Origin of the sequence: Methanobrevibacter sp. V14 (assembly GCF_963082475.1) — an archaeon.
Lineage (GTDB): Archaea > Methanobacteriota > Methanobacteria > Methanobacteriales > Methanobacteriaceae > Methanocatella.
Map to the genome: position 1 here is coordinate 1 of NZ_CAUJAM010000002.1, position 13,821 is coordinate 13,821.

Sequence of the window (13,821 nt, forward strand, 5' to 3'; positions counted from 1 at the left end):
GAATATATAAAGAGAGGTGTAAACATGTCAGATATTGAAAAAGTAGATGAAATTTTAACAAAAAACCAAAAGTAAGACCGATTGGATTCCATTTATTAGAAGGAGATAAAATTTTCTTCGGAGTTGGAACATTCAAAGCAGTATATAAACAAATGGAAGCAAATCCTCATGTTGAAATAGCTGCATGGGACGGGAAACACTTCCTTAGATACCATGGCGAGGCAATACTTGATAAAAATGAAGAAATTAACAAAAAAGCATTTGAACTCATGCCAGATATTAAAGAATTATATGAATCCAATAATTGGGAAATGGGTACATTCTACCTTGACAATGCCACAGCTGAAATCAGAAATATCATGGATGTTGAAGAATCATATGAATTTAAGTATTAATGTCTAAAACATTAATACACATTATTTTTTTAATTAAACATGTCTGATATCAGTGTAATTGGATATTTCAGAATTGATTGTGCATAAATCATTAATATTTAAATCATGTACATCATTATGGCCAGTAATTCGTGCAAAAGTCTTTAGTTCATCATTAGAAACTCTTAAAAAATTTTCAACTCTTTTAGAAGCAATTTCGATTTTTAATCTTTTACGCAAATCATCATCTTGAGTTGCAACACCTACTGGACAGTTTCCACCCTCACAAATTTTATATTGTTGGCAAGCTGCAGCCATCATAACGGCAGTACCAATAGCTACTGCATTAGCACCCATAGCAAGAGCTTTTGCAAAGTCAGAAGACACTCTCAACCCCCCAGTTATGGTTAAATCAATGTCGCTTTCATGTTCATCTAAATATTTACGAGCTCGTGAAAGTGCAAATATTGTTGGAACAGAAGTAGAATCTCTGATTAATTTTGGGCTTGCACCGGTTGATCCTCCACGACCATCAATTGTTATGAAATCCGGTTGAGCATGCAGAATATATTCTAAATCTTCTTCGATTCTACCTGCTGCAAATTTAATGCCGATTGGAACCTGAGAACATTCTCTTAAATCGTCGACTAAATCCCTTAAGTCTTCTTTTGTTGAAACATTAGGCAATGTTGCAGGAGAGTGAATATCTTCACCAATCATTTTTCCTCTAATTTCAGCAATTTGAGAAGTTACTTTATCCCCCGGAAGTTGACCTCCAAGACCCGGTTTAGTTGATTGGCCTATTTTAATTTCAATTGCATCAACATTTTTCAAATTATATTCAGTTACTGAATATTGATTAGGAACATACTCAAATATGAATTTATAAGCATTTTTCATTTCATCAGGCAATATTCCTCCTTCACCACTACATTGAGCTGTTTTAATGCCTGCCCCTCCTTTAGCAAGTGAAATTTTTGTTTCCCTAGATAATGCACCGAAAGACATGTGAGCAATATAAATTGGAGATTCAATAATTAATGGTTTTTTTGCATTTTTGCCGATGATTGTTTGAGTATTTACATTAACATCAGATTCCAATGGTTGCGGATTTAATTGATTGCCTAAAATCAAAATTTCATCCCAATTTGGCATTGGCAATTCCGTGTACATTGCAGACACTACTGATTGGCCATTTACAGCCATCTGGTGAATTTCATCCATGAACCTGATTTCAACATCACTTTTTGCAAAATCTCTATCATAAGATAAATCAGATACAGTTAATTCGGTACTTTCATTTAATGGAGATTCTTCCAACTTGACAAATTTAGAAATAGGTTGACCACAGATAGGGCATTTGTCTAAATCTTTCAATAATATGCCTGTTGCTTCTTCATCATGAATATAACCACAAACTGTACATTTATATCTCATAATCTCACCTATTGATTATTATAAACAACATAATATAAAAAGATATCAACATGCCCCATTAATAAGACTTAAAGCATTGAGAGATCTTGGAAAACCGATATAGGGCAAAATAATTGTTATGGTGGAAATCAATATTTCTTTAGTATTTCCTAGTGTTAAATTAGCTTGAATATGACCTTTAAGCTGATTTTCACACCCTCCTAAAGTTGCAATAAAAACAAATGTTATCAATTCTCTTTGGTTATCATTTAAACCATCACGTGAATAGAAATCACCAAAACAAAAACCTTCTAAAAAGGTATTGAAATGTTTTTGACCCTCGGGAGTTGTATCGTTGATCATTTCAACCACTTCGCTTCCAAAATAACTCTCTTGAATTTCACGACCTTTTTGATATCTATTTTCAGAAGTAATATTCGCCCTATCACCTAAAGGCAATTCAATTCCTTTTTTATCAAATACTTTAATAACAATGCCGAAAAAGTTATGGGCACGGCCAAAACCAACATAAGGTACCGATTGATAAAGTAACTCTTTAACCTCTTCAGGAGAAATTTCTTTATCTAAAGCAGAAAGTAATATTTTTTTAAATGCTTTAGGTGATTGACAAGCGATTAAAGATGCCAAAATAACAAGAATAGATTCTTTTTCACTTAAATTAGAATATTCAAAAACTTCATTAAATGCAAAGATTTTGAAAATTTCATGAAATTCAGGGTCATGTATCTCAATACGATTAAAATTCTCAAATAATTCATTCATTTTTATCACTAATTTAAAATAAGATTAATAAACTATAAAGATATATGCAAAAATCAGCTAAAAAGCATGATGGTAAAACCTAGAAATCAAAAACCAATGAAAAAGGTATTGCAAAGTTAAAAAATAAAATTCAGAAATATAGATTCCTCTATTTTTTAGAAATTTATTTAAACTAAATTTTCAATAATATTTCTATGAATAAAAATCGATGCACTTGGACAGGTGATGATGAGTTGTATATAAGGTATCATGATGAAGAATGGGGCGTGGCAACTCATGATGATAGGGAACTATTTGAAATGCTTGTTTTAGAATCTTTTCAAGCAGGACTTTCATGGATAACTATCCTAAAAAAACGTGAAAACTTCAAAAAGGCTTTTGATAACTTTAATGTTGAAAAAGTATCTAAGTATGATGAAGATAAAATTAATGAGCTTTTGGAAAATAAAGGGATCATCCGCCATAAAGGTAAAATTACCTCAGCAATTAACAATGCCTGTGTATTTGTTGAAATTCAACAAGAGTTTGGAAGTTTTAATGAATATATATGGTCTTTTACAGATGGCAACATCATAAAAGCAGAATTTTTAACTGAATCCGATTTATCTAAAGAGATTTCTAAAGATTTGAAAAAACGTGGAATGAAATTCGTTGGACCGACAATAATCTATTCCTATTTAGAATCTGTTGGAATTATAGACAATCATCAGAAAGACTGTTTCAAATATTAAAATAAAAAATAAGAGAGTAATTGAATTACTCGTCTTTGTTCCAATACATAATACCATAAACAATGCATAAAAGTGTAGATAAGATAATTCCTAAATAAACACCCCAAATTCCAGGATCTTCTATTCCGAAAATCATCATTAAGCATCACTTCCTCTTTTATTTATATCTTTAAATGCATTATCAATAACCTCTTGAGCAGGAGGCTTGGTAAGTAAACTTACTACAATAACAAAAATTGTTGAAATCGGCACTGCTATTAACATTACATCAATATATGGCCATGGTGCAACGGATAATAAAGTATTCACACCAAAAATGAATTTGCATATTCCAAGTCCAGTAGCTGTTTTTGCAAATACAAATACCATCCAGAATAAACTTACAAAAGTTCCAGACAATATTCCAGCAATAGCTCCAAGTTTTGTAATTCCTTTCCAGTAAAGAGCACCTAAAAATACTGGCAAAAATGCAGCTGCACAAATTTCAAAAAATAAACTTGTGCCTAATGCAACCACACTTCCTGGAAGTGAAAAAGCCATTACCAATGCTGAAATAATGGCTATTAAAATACCAATTCTTGAAATACTTACCTGATCTAGTTTTTGTTTGGATTTATTTCTTATTGTTCCATAAATGTCTACACCAAATGCAGTTCCCTGAGTATGTAATTGTGAAGATATTGTTGACATTGCAGCTGCAATTAAGGATAGTAAGAAGATATATACAAACCATTCAGGCAGTGCCATTGTGATAAATGTTGGAATGATTTTGTCGATGTTTCCTCCAACTACATCTACTGCGATTTTGCCTAATTTTTCAAAGAAGTAGACATTTGAAAGAGATCCGACAATATAAGCTGTTGTTGGCATGATTGCGATGAATATACCTCCTATTAAAACAGACCGGTTTAATTCTTTATCTGATTTAACTGTCATGAATCTTACGATCAAGGAAGGTTGTGCCAGTACACCAATACCTACGCCAATTAAAGTAGATGATACAAGAGACCACCAGAACGGTGTTCCGAACTCTGGAAATGCGGTCCATCCCGTACCTCCTTTTGCAGTGGCTTCGGCAGGGTATAAATTAACCATGTTTGTTAAAGCAGTGTTTGCAGTATCAACTCCTCCAAGCAACCAATAGACAAATACAAGTAAGAATAGCATTGCAACAACCATGATTGTTCCTTGTAATGCATCAGTATACATTACACCACGTATTCCTCCAAATAATACATAAAATGTAATAATAATTGACAAGATTAAAAGTGCAATACTGAAATCAATTAATAAAGAAGATTCCAAAAATCTTGCAGCTCCGATTAAAACTACAGCTGCATATAATGGCATTGCGCAAAATATAATTAACCCTGAAGTATAATGGATAAATTTAGAATCGAATCTCTTTCCTAAAAATTCAGGAAAGGTCAAAGACCCTAATGCATGACCCATACGACGAGTTCTTTTTCCTAAAAATACAAATGCAATAAATACACCAACAATAATATTTAAGAATGCAAGCCATAAAACACTCATTCCATATTCACCAGCCACTCCTCCAAAACCTACAATAGCTGCCGTGGATATGAAAGTTGCACCATAACTCATTGCCATGATAAATGGGTGAGTATCTTTACCAGCAATCATGAAGTCTTCAGAAGAATTAGTTTGTTTATAGGCATAATATCCTACAAATACTAAGGTAAATATGTACACTATAAATATTATTGCTAAAATCATAACGTCCATAAATAATTACCTCTAAAAATAATAATAAAATTATTCCAATTACATATTTAATTAAAAAAATATTTAAACATTATGTTAATTTATACAACAAAATAATTAACTCAATAGGTTTCGCCAAAGATTTTATCATTTTCTTTAAAATCAAACATGATTTTTAATGCTTCATCAATTGACAAATCTAACTCCTGAGCCAATAATGATTGTGCATTTAAATCCTCAGAAAGTCGACCATAAAGAATAAATTTTAATAATTTCTCCACAATCATGAAAAATATATGTCGAGTCTGTCCAATAATGTGATTTTTTAAAATTTTGATTTTGGAATTGGAGAGAGATTATTTAATGTTCGGAGTGCTTTTTACACTTGAAATAGTGCTTTGAAGATATTTTTCCATAAATTGAAATTTTTTTAAACGGTTTAAATGGAAAAGTCGGCCGGTTATTAATTTTAATATATATTATATCTTATGGTTTGTAATGATCCGATGGGCGTTTCACTTTTATGGATATTTAAAAGCATTTTTCAAAATGATTAAATGCATTTTCATAGTTTCTCTGTTCAAATTCCAATATGCCTTGTTTAAATTTGTCATACATATTAATCAGAACTTGAATTTATTATTTGATAGCTATAAAAAGATGATATATAATATAAAGTAAATATTTTCTTTTAATTAATATTTGAGAAGATAAAATCAATATCAGATAACATGTGTAAAAAAATTTAATTATGAAAATTAAACTGCATAACAAAGTTTTATATGAACTAAAGTGGATATTTAACATATTGAGAAAAATTTGATAAATAGGGATATCATGTTTTGGAATGAAGAAGCAGAATGTATGAGTAAAGAAAATAAAGAGGAAATTCAACTTAAAAGACTTAAAAAAACTGTAAGACTCGCATATGAAAATGTAGAGTTTTATAGAAAACGTTTTGATGAAATTAATTTAAAACCAGAAGATATTAAAACATTGAAAGATATTGAAAAAATCCCATTTACAACAAAAAGTGACTTAAGACAGGCATATCCCCTAGGATTGCTTGCGGTACCTCGTGATGAAATCGTAGAAGTTCATGCATCATCCGGAACCACTGGAAAACCAACTGTAACCGCATACACTCAAAATGACTTAGATATCTGGGGAGAATGTATTGCACGTGGACTTAAAATGGCAGGTACCGAAAAAGAATACATTATTCAAAATGCATACGGATACGGATTATTTACCGGAGGATTTGGCATTCACCACGGAGGAAATAGAATGGGTGCAATAACTATCCCAATTTCAGCAGGTAACACAAAAAGACAATTAGATACAATGATAGATTTCCAAAGTGATATTTTAACTTGTACTCCTTCATATGCAATGTATCTTGGAGAATCCAGAGAAAAAGCCGGAATCCCTCTCAAAAACATTAACTTAAAAGCAGGTATACATGGAGCTGAAATGTGGACCACTGAAATGAGAAATAGAATCGAAAACTCCCTTGGAATTAAAACACATAACATTTATGGATTAACAGAGGTTATGGGGCCAGGTGTTGCTCAGGAATGTGGTGAACAAAACGGCATGCACATTCAAGATGACCATTTCTACCCTGAAATTATCGACTCTGAAACTGGAGAAACACTTGATTATGGTGAAAAAGGAGAACTTGTATTAACCTCATTAACTAAAACTGGAATGCCTATTCTAAGATTTAGAACAAAAGATCTGACCTCACTTGTTGGTGAAAAATGTGAATGTGGAAGGACTACTGTTAGAATGACAAGAATCACTGGAAGAAGTGATGATATGCTAAAAATCAAAGGAGTTATGGTTTTCCCATCACAAATTGAAAAAGCATTGCTTAAAGTTAGTGGAATTACCCCTAATTACTTAATCCATGTAACAAGACCGGATATTTTAGATGAAGTTGAAGTTAGAGTAGAAGCTACAAAAGAACTATTCTCCGATGAAATGAAAGAAATGGAAAGAGTGGAAAAAGAAATTCAATCATCCATCAGATCAGAAACAGGACTTAGAATGGATGTGACTATTTGTGAACCGGAATCACTTCCAAGAAGTGAAGGTAAAGCTATTCGTGTAATTGATGAAAGAGACTTTGAAAGGTGAAAACATGGCAGTTAAACAAATTTCAATTTTCGTTGAAAATAAAGAAGGAAGAATTAAAAAAGCAATAGACACATTGGCTAAAGAGAATATTAATATTCGAGCATTATCCATTGCAGATACTGCAAAATATGGAATTTTAAGACTAATTGTTTCAGATAATGCAAAAGCAATTGAAGCTCTCGAAAAGAATAATTTTGTTGTTAAAGAAAATGAAGTTATTATTTTAGCAATTCCAGATGAGCCTAATGGATTAAATTCAACATTGGCCATCTTTGATGAAAAAAATATTAATCTAGAATATTTATATGCATTTGTAAGTAGTAAAACAGATGAAGCCATTGTTGTAATGCGATTAGAGAATATGGAAAAGGCTATTGAAGCTTTAAAAGATTCCAATATTAAAATATTAGATAACAAAGACATAAAAGAGTTATAGAAAAGATTAACTTCTTTTCTAATACTTATTTTTTAAAAAATAGTGAAAAAGAAAATAGCTAGAATTCTTTTAATAAATTAGCTACATCCTCTTTTGAATAACCTAAACGTACGAAAAGGCTTTTTAGAGGCTCATTTTCAGGAATGACTCCTAATTCTCTCCAACTTTTAAAATCATTATGTAAAATACCGTTAATTAAAAGCTGAATAGTAATCAAATCATCACTTTTAACTGCAATAAACGCATCTTCATCCTTGAAAACATTGTCTGGGTCGATTAGTGTTATTCTACCGTCCCTGTCTTTTTTTACGATAGCATTGTCAATTTTATACACCATAATACCACAACTGTTATTATATAATAATATTTTATTACAATTACTATTTAAAATTTAACCTTTGATAGATTTATATCCACTTTCAATTGCTTTTAAATTCATTGCATGAAATTTAGGTTTTAAATTATTTTTCATTGCATCAATAACTGATTCTTTTGTTAATGGAAACTTATCATCAGCAGTGACAGCTCCTAAAAGAACCATGTTTAAAGATAAAACACTTCCAGCATCAATAGCCAATTGAGTTCCATTAATTGGAAGTACATGATTGAAATTTTCTTTTAGAGTCTTAGTGATGCTGTCCACACTCGGATAAGGATTATTGGTTGAAGATGGAATAATCGGATGAGTATTGTAAACAATTTTAGTTTCTGAGTTTACTTTATCAAGTCCTCTTATTGTTTCAACCGGTTCAAAAGAAAGTAACATGTCTGCTGCATGATTTGGTATAATTGATGAGTTGTATCCTCCAATTTTTAATTCAGTAGAAACTGATCCTCCTCTTTGAGACATGCCATGAATTTCACTCATCACTACATCCAAACCTTGAGTCATTGCAGCTTCACCTATGATTGTAGAAGTTTTAATAATTCCTTGACCTCCCACACCACAAATATAAATATTATAATGATTATCCATATTATCACCTACCTGCTTCCAGTGCACCATATTTACAGACTTGTATACACACATTACATCCATCACATTGTGATTCATCAATGACAATTTTGCCATTGACTTTTGAAATAGCCGGACAAGCCAATGCGCTTACACATTTATCACAATGATTGCAGTTTTTCTCAACTAAATGAACTGGAGGTTTTTTAGTTAAACCTTTGATTAAAGTACATGGAGCTTTTGATATGATTACTGCAGTATCCTGTCTTTCAAATGCTTCCTTATAAGTTTTAACAACTTGTTCTAAATTAAATGGATTAATTACCCGTACATAATCACATCCGCAAGCAAGAGCTAATTTACGAATAGATACCTCAGGAGCTTCATCACCCATTCCATCAACAGGAATGCCCGGATTTGGTTGACCACCAGTCATAGCTGTAATTCTATTATCCAAAACAGTTAAGACAAAATTATGTTTATTATGTACTGCATTGATTAATGGTGAAATACCGCTATGGAAAAATGTAGAATCCCCAATGAAACTTGCTACTTTCTGATCAGTTGAAACGGAAAATCCGCAACCATCACCAACACTTGAACCCATAGACAATAAGTAATCAGCAGCATTATATGGCGGATTGATACCGAGAGTATAACAACCAATATCTGAAGCAAATATTACATCTGATGTTTTTAAACCCAATTCATCAATTGCAAGGTTTATTCCATAATACATTGCTCTGTGAGGACAGCCTGCACATAATACAGGTGCACGAGAAGGTAAATTTTCTTCTAGCTTATTTAAACTTGATGAATAATTAACATTAACATCTTCTTTGAAGTTGAATACGTCATTTAATCCATCTGCAACCACATCTGAGTTGAATTCATGATACAATGGAAAAGTTCCATCAAGCTTACCATGAACCTTAACCTTTAATTTTTCATCCCCAACAGCAGCTAAAGTTTCCCTTTCCATTATCGGGTCAACCTCTTCAACAATGAATACCTCATCCACATCTCTTAAAAATTCACAAACTTTATCTTTTGGAAATGGGTAAGCAAATCCCAGTTTTAATATGTTAATATCTACACTATTAAATTTACAAACATCATGAGCATAATTATATGCGCTACCTGAAGCAATTAAAGCATATTTTTTATTATCAGTCAAAGTAACTTCCCTATTGTATTCGCTTTTGTTAGTTAACTCTTCAATTTTATGGATTTTATCCCATAATCTAACATGCATATCCCCTGCAAATGCCGGAATAGGAACATATTTAGATGGGTTTTTTTTAAAGTGACCTCTCCTCCAATGACCATTATTATTTGATGAATTATCCTTAACCTCACCAAACTCAACTACTCCTCTCATGTGAGATACACGTGTAGTTGTTCTAACAATAACTGGCAAACCAAATTGTTCTGATAAATCAAATGCATATTTTACCATGTCTTTTACTTCCTGACAATTTGATGGCTCTAAAATAGGCACATTTGCAAACCTTGCATAATTACGAGTATCTTGTTCATTTTGAGATGAAAAGAGTGATGGGTCGTCTGCAGACAGAATTACCATTCCGCCAGTTACCCCAGAGTATGCAGTGGTCATGAATGAATCTGCCGCAACATTCATACCAACATGCTTCATAAAAGTAAATGATCTCAAACCTGAAGCAGCTGCAGTAGCTGCAACCTCCATAGCAACTTTTTCATTAGTGGAAAACTCAAAATAAATATTAGCATCCTTAGCCAAAACTGATAACACATTTCCAATTTCTGATGAAGGAGTTCCGGGATAGGTAGCTGCAATAGAAACACCTGCTTCAATTACTCCCCTAACTGCAGCTTCATTACCTAGTAAAAATTGTTTTTCACCAGAGCCCCCTGTAACTAATTCTTTTAAATTCATTATATTTTCCTCAAAATTATAATTAATACAATATATTATATAATAGTTTAAGGTATAAATATTATATTATAATGTTTTATAAGCTTACAATTTTGGAGGGGAGATGATGATAAAAATTTATGTTTCAAGATTTAATAGTGAAACCGATACAGAACCACATTTAGAGTGTTATGAAATAGAGCAAACACCTAATATGAAAGTTCTTGATGCACTACAAGCTATTAATGAAAAATACGAGGCAGACATTAGTTTTCAGAGTTCCTGTAGAGCAGGCCAATGTGGATCCTGCGGGATCTTATTTAACGGAAACGGTGCTTTAGCTTGTCAAAAAGAAATAAAAAACGGCGCTATTATTGAACCTCTTAATTTTCCAGTCGTTAAAGATTTAATTGTGGATAAATCTAGCATTGAGGCAAAAGTTAAAGAGTTGGAACTATCTCTTCAATGCAATCACACATCTGATGAACTTGACACCAACATAAGTAAAGAAGATTCAAAAGAAACTAAAAAAGTTAGAAGTTGTATTGAATGCTATTCATGCTATTCTACCTGTCCGGTTGTCAATATTGCAACAGCCGAATTTGGCGGACCTTACCTAATGAGATACATCAGAAAGTTTGAAACCGATTCAAGAGATAACTATGACAGGCTTAAAGAAGCCATTGATGAAGGATTATATAACTGTACTAGCTGTGGCAAATGTTTAGCAGTTTGTCCTAAAAATATCAATACCTTTGGTGACGCCATTGAAAAAATGAGAGCTATTGCTGTTGCAAATGGTTCAGGACCGCTTCCAGAGCATGTTGGATTTAAAGAAAATATTTTAGAAACCGGAAGATCAATTAAAACAGATAACCCTTCATTTATTGAAGAAGTTGAAAATTATACCGGTTCAAAGATAGCGTTCTTTACAGGATGTATGGTTGATTACAAATTCTCTGAAACCGGCCATAAATTAGTTAAAATATTGAAAGAAAATGGCATTGACATTGATGTTCCTGAAGGACAAGTATGTTGTGGTTCACCACTCCTAAGGACAGGTCAGACAGACATTGTTCAAAACCTCGTTGATATAAATAAAGAAGTTTTCAAAGACTATGATACAATAATTACCATTTGTTCCGGTTGCGGAGCCACTTTAAAAAATAATCATCCAGAACTTGGTTCTAAATTAAATGTTATGGACATTAGCGAATTTCTGGTAGATAAAATTGACACATCTAAGTTAAAACCAGTAGATATGAAAGTCACTTATCATGACCCATGTCACTTAGGAAGAGGTCAGGGAATTAAAGACCAACCAAGGGAAATTATTGAAATGATTCCGAGTGTTGAATTTGAAGAAATGCTTTATCCCTGCCAATGTTGTGGTGCTGGAGGAGGAATAAAATCTGGTAGACCTGAAATAGCAATGGATTTATCAAAATCAAAAGCGAAAATGATTAAAGATACTGGTGCTGATGCAGTTATAACTATTTGCCCGTTTTGTAAGTTAAACCTAAGAGATGGTTTAGATGCCATGGATTGTGGAAATATTGAATCATTGCACATACTTGAATTATTAGATAAAGCATATGAATAGTTAAAATAGGAGTTGATTGAAATAGGAGATGCTGCTGTAAGTGAAGAAAAAGTAGTTGAAACAACGACAATGTCTTCTAGTGAAAACAAGGAAAAAAATGAACCTGAGAAAAAATCAACTTCGAAGAAAAAATCCAAGTCAACTGAACAATCCCGAGGTACTGCAAGAGTTAAACTCATAAGAGACCAGGAAAAAAAGGAAATAAACCTCTTTAAAGACAACATTTACATTGTTTTTGTGGAATGTGAAACTCCTGGAAATATTGGTTTTCTTGCAAGAACCATGGCAAACTTTGGATTGAAGAATTTGGTTTTAATTAATCCTCCAACATTAACAAACGAAGCATATTATCAGGCGACACATGGAAAATACATTGTAGAAAATGCAAAAATTTATCCAAGTTTAGATAGTTTTTACCAATCACAGAGAATCGATTTTAAAGTCGCTTCAACCGGAATGGCGGGAGGAAGTTATAATCTATCAAGAATTCCAATTAAACCCGAAGAACTTGGCAAATCAATGAATGTTTCAAATAAGATAGCAATATTATTTGGAAGAGAAGGAAATGGACTTACAAATGAAGAAATTGAAAACTGTGACATTTGTGTTTCCATTCCAACCGATCCCACTTATCCAATAATGAATATATCACATGCGGCTGCAATCATATTTTATGAATTGTTTAAAAATAAGCATGAATTTGGTGTAGAAGGACTGAAGGAAAGTAGTTCTTTAGAAAAAGAATATCTGCAAAAGAATATGAATGAGTTAATAGATTCCTTAAATATTCCCGAACATAAAAAAAGAAATGGTAAAAAGACTTTTAATAATATAATATCACGTGCATTTATTACTGGACGTGAAACACATACTCTGAATGGGATTTTAAGACGATTGAAAAATAAACTTGGTGAACAATGAGGCTGCCTAGATTTGTAGATATCAGTAGATTTGCCCTTAAATATATATTCAATTGGAGATTTTGGATAGCTGAAATTACTAAAAAATCAAATATATATAGAAACATCATTGACAAAACTCTTTTTGAAGATGATGAAATCATTGTTATACCCAATACTATAAACGTAAATCAGAAAATAGAATCAGAAGGTTCTGAATTTTTACCTACTGAAGTTATTAAAGATGTGATTAGACGTTGCAGAGACATTGTTATTATGAACACCTGTCTTTGCAGAACTTCAAACGGATGTAGCGATTATCCTCAAGACATAGGTTGCATATTCTTAGATCCAACAGCAAATAAAATTCCAAGCCATATTGGTAGAAAGGCAACAGTAAAAGAAGCTTTAACTCAAGTTGATGAAGCAGATGCTGCTGGTTTGAGCCATATTATTGGAAGAAATAAAATTGACACTATTTGGATGAATATTAAACCTGCAAAAGGATTATTGACAATATGTCATTGTTGTCCATGTTGTTGTTTATGGAAAGTATATCCTAATTTAGATGATTCAATAAGTGATAAATTAGAGAAACTTGAGGGCGTTGAAGTAAAACTTCATGAAGATAAATGCAAAATGTGTAAAAAGTGTCTCGATGAAGTTTGCATGTTTCAGGCAATAAGTTTAAAAGATAATAACATCTCTATTGATTATGATATCTGCAGAGGTTGCGGCCTTTGTGTTAATGTGTGTAAATTTGATGCTATAACAATCAACTACACTGATGAAACTATTGACAGAGTAGTTAATAGAATTGATAATTTACTTGAAATAAAAGAATGAAAACATAACTG

The 13,821-nt window shown here is 32.1% G+C and carries 14 protein-coding genes and 1 pseudogene; 7 read left to right on the forward strand and 8 right to left on the reverse strand.

Features of this window, described 5'->3' with window-relative positions; genetic code table 11:
- Positions 1–71: 71 nt before the first annotated feature.
- Positions 72–395: pseudogene (locus Q9968_RS01000) on the forward strand (pyridoxamine 5'-phosphate oxidase); the annotation flags it as partial.
- A 33-nt stretch (positions 396–428) separates the two neighbouring features.
- Here Q9968_RS01000 and Q9968_RS01005 read toward each other — a convergent pair.
- Both Q9968_RS01005 and Q9968_RS01010 read right to left on the reverse strand, forming a co-directional pair.
- Positions 429–1,811, reverse strand: a complete 1,383-nt coding sequence (locus Q9968_RS01005) for a glutamate synthase-related protein (RefSeq protein ID WP_305512596.1) — start codon at positions 1,809–1,811, stop codon at positions 429–431.
- Positions 1,812–1,856: 45 nt separating this feature from the next.
- Positions 1,857–2,573, reverse strand: a complete 717-nt coding sequence (locus Q9968_RS01010; RefSeq protein ID WP_305512598.1) for a carboxymuconolactone decarboxylase family protein — start codon at positions 2,571–2,573, stop codon at positions 1,857–1,859.
- A gap of 194 nt (positions 2,574–2,767) precedes the next feature.
- Here Q9968_RS01010 and Q9968_RS01015 point away from each other — a divergent pair, with 194 nt between their 5' ends.
- Positions 2,768–3,304, forward strand: a complete 537-nt coding sequence (locus Q9968_RS01015; protein ID WP_305512600.1) for a DNA-3-methyladenine glycosylase I — start codon at positions 2,768–2,770, stop codon at positions 3,302–3,304.
- A gap of 25 nt (positions 3,305–3,329) precedes the next feature.
- Here Q9968_RS01015 and Q9968_RS09645 read toward each other — a convergent pair whose 3' ends face one another.
- The 3 genes from Q9968_RS09645 to Q9968_RS01025 form a co-directional block, all read right to left on the reverse strand.
- Positions 3,330–3,443: a symporter small accessory protein gene (locus Q9968_RS09645; RefSeq protein ID WP_342765934.1), complete on the reverse strand. Its 114-nt coding sequence runs from the start codon at positions 3,441–3,443 to the stop codon at positions 3,330–3,332.
- Positions 3,443–5,053, reverse strand: a complete 1,611-nt coding sequence (locus tag Q9968_RS01020) for a sodium:solute symporter (RefSeq protein WP_305512602.1) — start codon at positions 5,051–5,053, stop codon at positions 3,443–3,445. Before Q9968_RS01020 ends, Q9968_RS09645 begins: the two co-directional genes overlap by 1 nt.
- Positions 5,054–5,154: 101 nt before the next feature.
- Positions 5,155–5,319 carry a hypothetical protein gene (locus tag Q9968_RS01025; protein ID WP_305512604.1) on the reverse strand — a complete coding sequence of 55 codons (165 nt, stop codon included), beginning with the start codon at positions 5,317–5,319 and terminating at the stop codon, positions 5,155–5,157.
- 550 nt (positions 5,320–5,869) lie between these two features.
- On the opposite strand from Q9968_RS01025, the gene Q9968_RS01030 reads away from it, so the two are divergent.
- Together Q9968_RS01030 and Q9968_RS01035 are read left to right on the forward strand one after the other, a co-directional pair.
- Positions 5,870–7,174: a phenylacetate--CoA ligase family protein gene (locus Q9968_RS01030; RefSeq protein WP_305512606.1), complete on the forward strand. Its 1,305-nt coding sequence runs from the start codon at positions 5,870–5,872 to the stop codon at positions 7,172–7,174.
- Between the two features lie 4 nt (positions 7,175–7,178).
- The gene (locus Q9968_RS01035) at positions 7,179–7,610 is read left to right on the forward strand and encodes an amino acid-binding protein (RefSeq protein ID WP_305512608.1); all 432 of its coding nucleotides are present in this window, start codon (positions 7,179–7,181) and stop codon (positions 7,608–7,610) included.
- A gap of 58 nt (positions 7,611–7,668) precedes the next feature.
- Here Q9968_RS01035 and Q9968_RS01040 read toward each other — a convergent pair whose 3' ends face one another.
- The 3 genes from Q9968_RS01040 to iorA are packed head-to-tail and all read right to left on the reverse strand — an operon-like array spanning position 7,669 to position 10,483.
- Positions 7,669–7,947, reverse strand: coding sequence for a hypothetical protein (locus Q9968_RS01040; protein ID WP_305512610.1), 279 nt, complete (start codon positions 7,945–7,947; stop codon positions 7,669–7,671).
- A gap of 54 nt (positions 7,948–8,001) precedes the next feature.
- Positions 8,002–8,586, reverse strand: a complete 585-nt coding sequence (locus Q9968_RS01045) for an indolepyruvate oxidoreductase subunit beta (protein ID WP_305512612.1) — start codon at positions 8,584–8,586, stop codon at positions 8,002–8,004.
- 4 nt (positions 8,587–8,590) lie between these two features.
- Entirely contained in the window at positions 8,591–10,483 is a 1,893-nt protein-coding gene (gene iorA / locus Q9968_RS01050; protein WP_305512614.1) for an indolepyruvate ferredoxin oxidoreductase subunit alpha, read from the reverse strand.
- Positions 10,484–10,589: 106 nt separating this feature from the next.
- On the opposite strand from iorA, the gene tfrB reads away from it, so the two are divergent.
- From tfrB to Q9968_RS01065, 3 genes are read left to right on the forward strand one after another with little or no spacing between them, the layout of a single operon-like run.
- Positions 10,590–12,065 (forward strand): fumarate reductase (CoM/CoB) subunit TfrB, encoded by a 1,476-nt coding sequence (gene tfrB, locus Q9968_RS01055; protein ID WP_305512723.1) that lies wholly within the window; start codon positions 10,590–10,592, stop codon positions 12,063–12,065.
- A 12-nt stretch (positions 12,066–12,077) separates the two neighbouring features.
- Entirely contained in the window at positions 12,078–12,986 is a 909-nt protein-coding gene (locus Q9968_RS01060; RefSeq protein WP_305512617.1) for a TrmJ/YjtD family RNA methyltransferase, read from the forward strand.
- The gene (locus tag Q9968_RS01065; RefSeq protein ID WP_305512620.1) at positions 12,983–13,810 is read left to right on the forward strand and encodes a DUF362 domain-containing protein; all 828 of its coding nucleotides are present in this window, start codon (positions 12,983–12,985) and stop codon (positions 13,808–13,810) included. The genes Q9968_RS01060 and Q9968_RS01065 overlap by 4 nt, the downstream gene beginning before the upstream one ends.
- The last annotated feature ends 11 nt before the right edge of the window (positions 13,811–13,821 follow it).

Bases quoted from the DNA above. Each gene is read 5' to 3' on its own strand.
- Q9968_RS01005 (WP_305512596.1), bottom strand. From the start codon at position 1,811: ATGAGATATAAATGTACAGTTTGTGGTTATATTCATGATGAAGAAGCA.
- Q9968_RS01010 (WP_305512598.1), bottom strand. From the start codon at position 2,573: ATGAATGAATTATTTGAGAATTTTAATCGTATTGAGATACATGACCCT.
- Q9968_RS01015 (WP_305512600.1), top strand. From the start codon at position 2,768: ATGAATAAAAATCGATGCACTTGGACAGGTGATGATGAGTTGTATATA.
- Q9968_RS09645 (WP_342765934.1), bottom strand. From the start codon at position 3,443: ATGATGATTTTCGGAATAGAAGATCCTGGAATTTGGGGTGTTTATTTA.
- Q9968_RS01020 (WP_305512602.1), bottom strand. From the start codon at position 5,053: ATGGACGTTATGATTTTAGCAATAATATTTATAGTGTACATATTTACC.
- Q9968_RS01025 (WP_305512604.1), bottom strand. From the start codon at position 5,319: ATGATTGTGGAGAAATTATTAAAATTTATTCTTTATGGTCGACTTTCT.
- Q9968_RS01030 (WP_305512606.1), top strand. From the start codon at position 5,870: ATGTTTTGGAATGAAGAAGCAGAATGTATGAGTAAAGAAAATAAAGAG.
- Q9968_RS01035 (WP_305512608.1), top strand. From the start codon at position 7,179: ATGGCAGTTAAACAAATTTCAATTTTCGTTGAAAATAAAGAAGGAAGA.
- Q9968_RS01040 (WP_305512610.1), bottom strand. From the start codon at position 7,947: ATGGTGTATAAAATTGACAATGCTATCGTAAAAAAAGACAGGGACGGT.
- Q9968_RS01045 (WP_305512612.1), bottom strand. From the start codon at position 8,586: ATGGATAATCATTATAATATTTATATTTGTGGTGTGGGAGGTCAAGGA.
- iorA (WP_305512614.1), bottom strand. From the start codon at position 10,483: ATGAATTTAAAAGAATTAGTTACAGGGGGCTCTGGTGAAAAACAATTT.
- tfrB (WP_305512723.1), top strand. From the start codon at position 10,590: ATGATAAAAATTTATGTTTCAAGATTTAATAGTGAAACCGATACAGAA.
- Q9968_RS01065 (WP_305512620.1), top strand. From the start codon at position 12,983: ATGAGGCTGCCTAGATTTGTAGATATCAGTAGATTTGCCCTTAAATAT.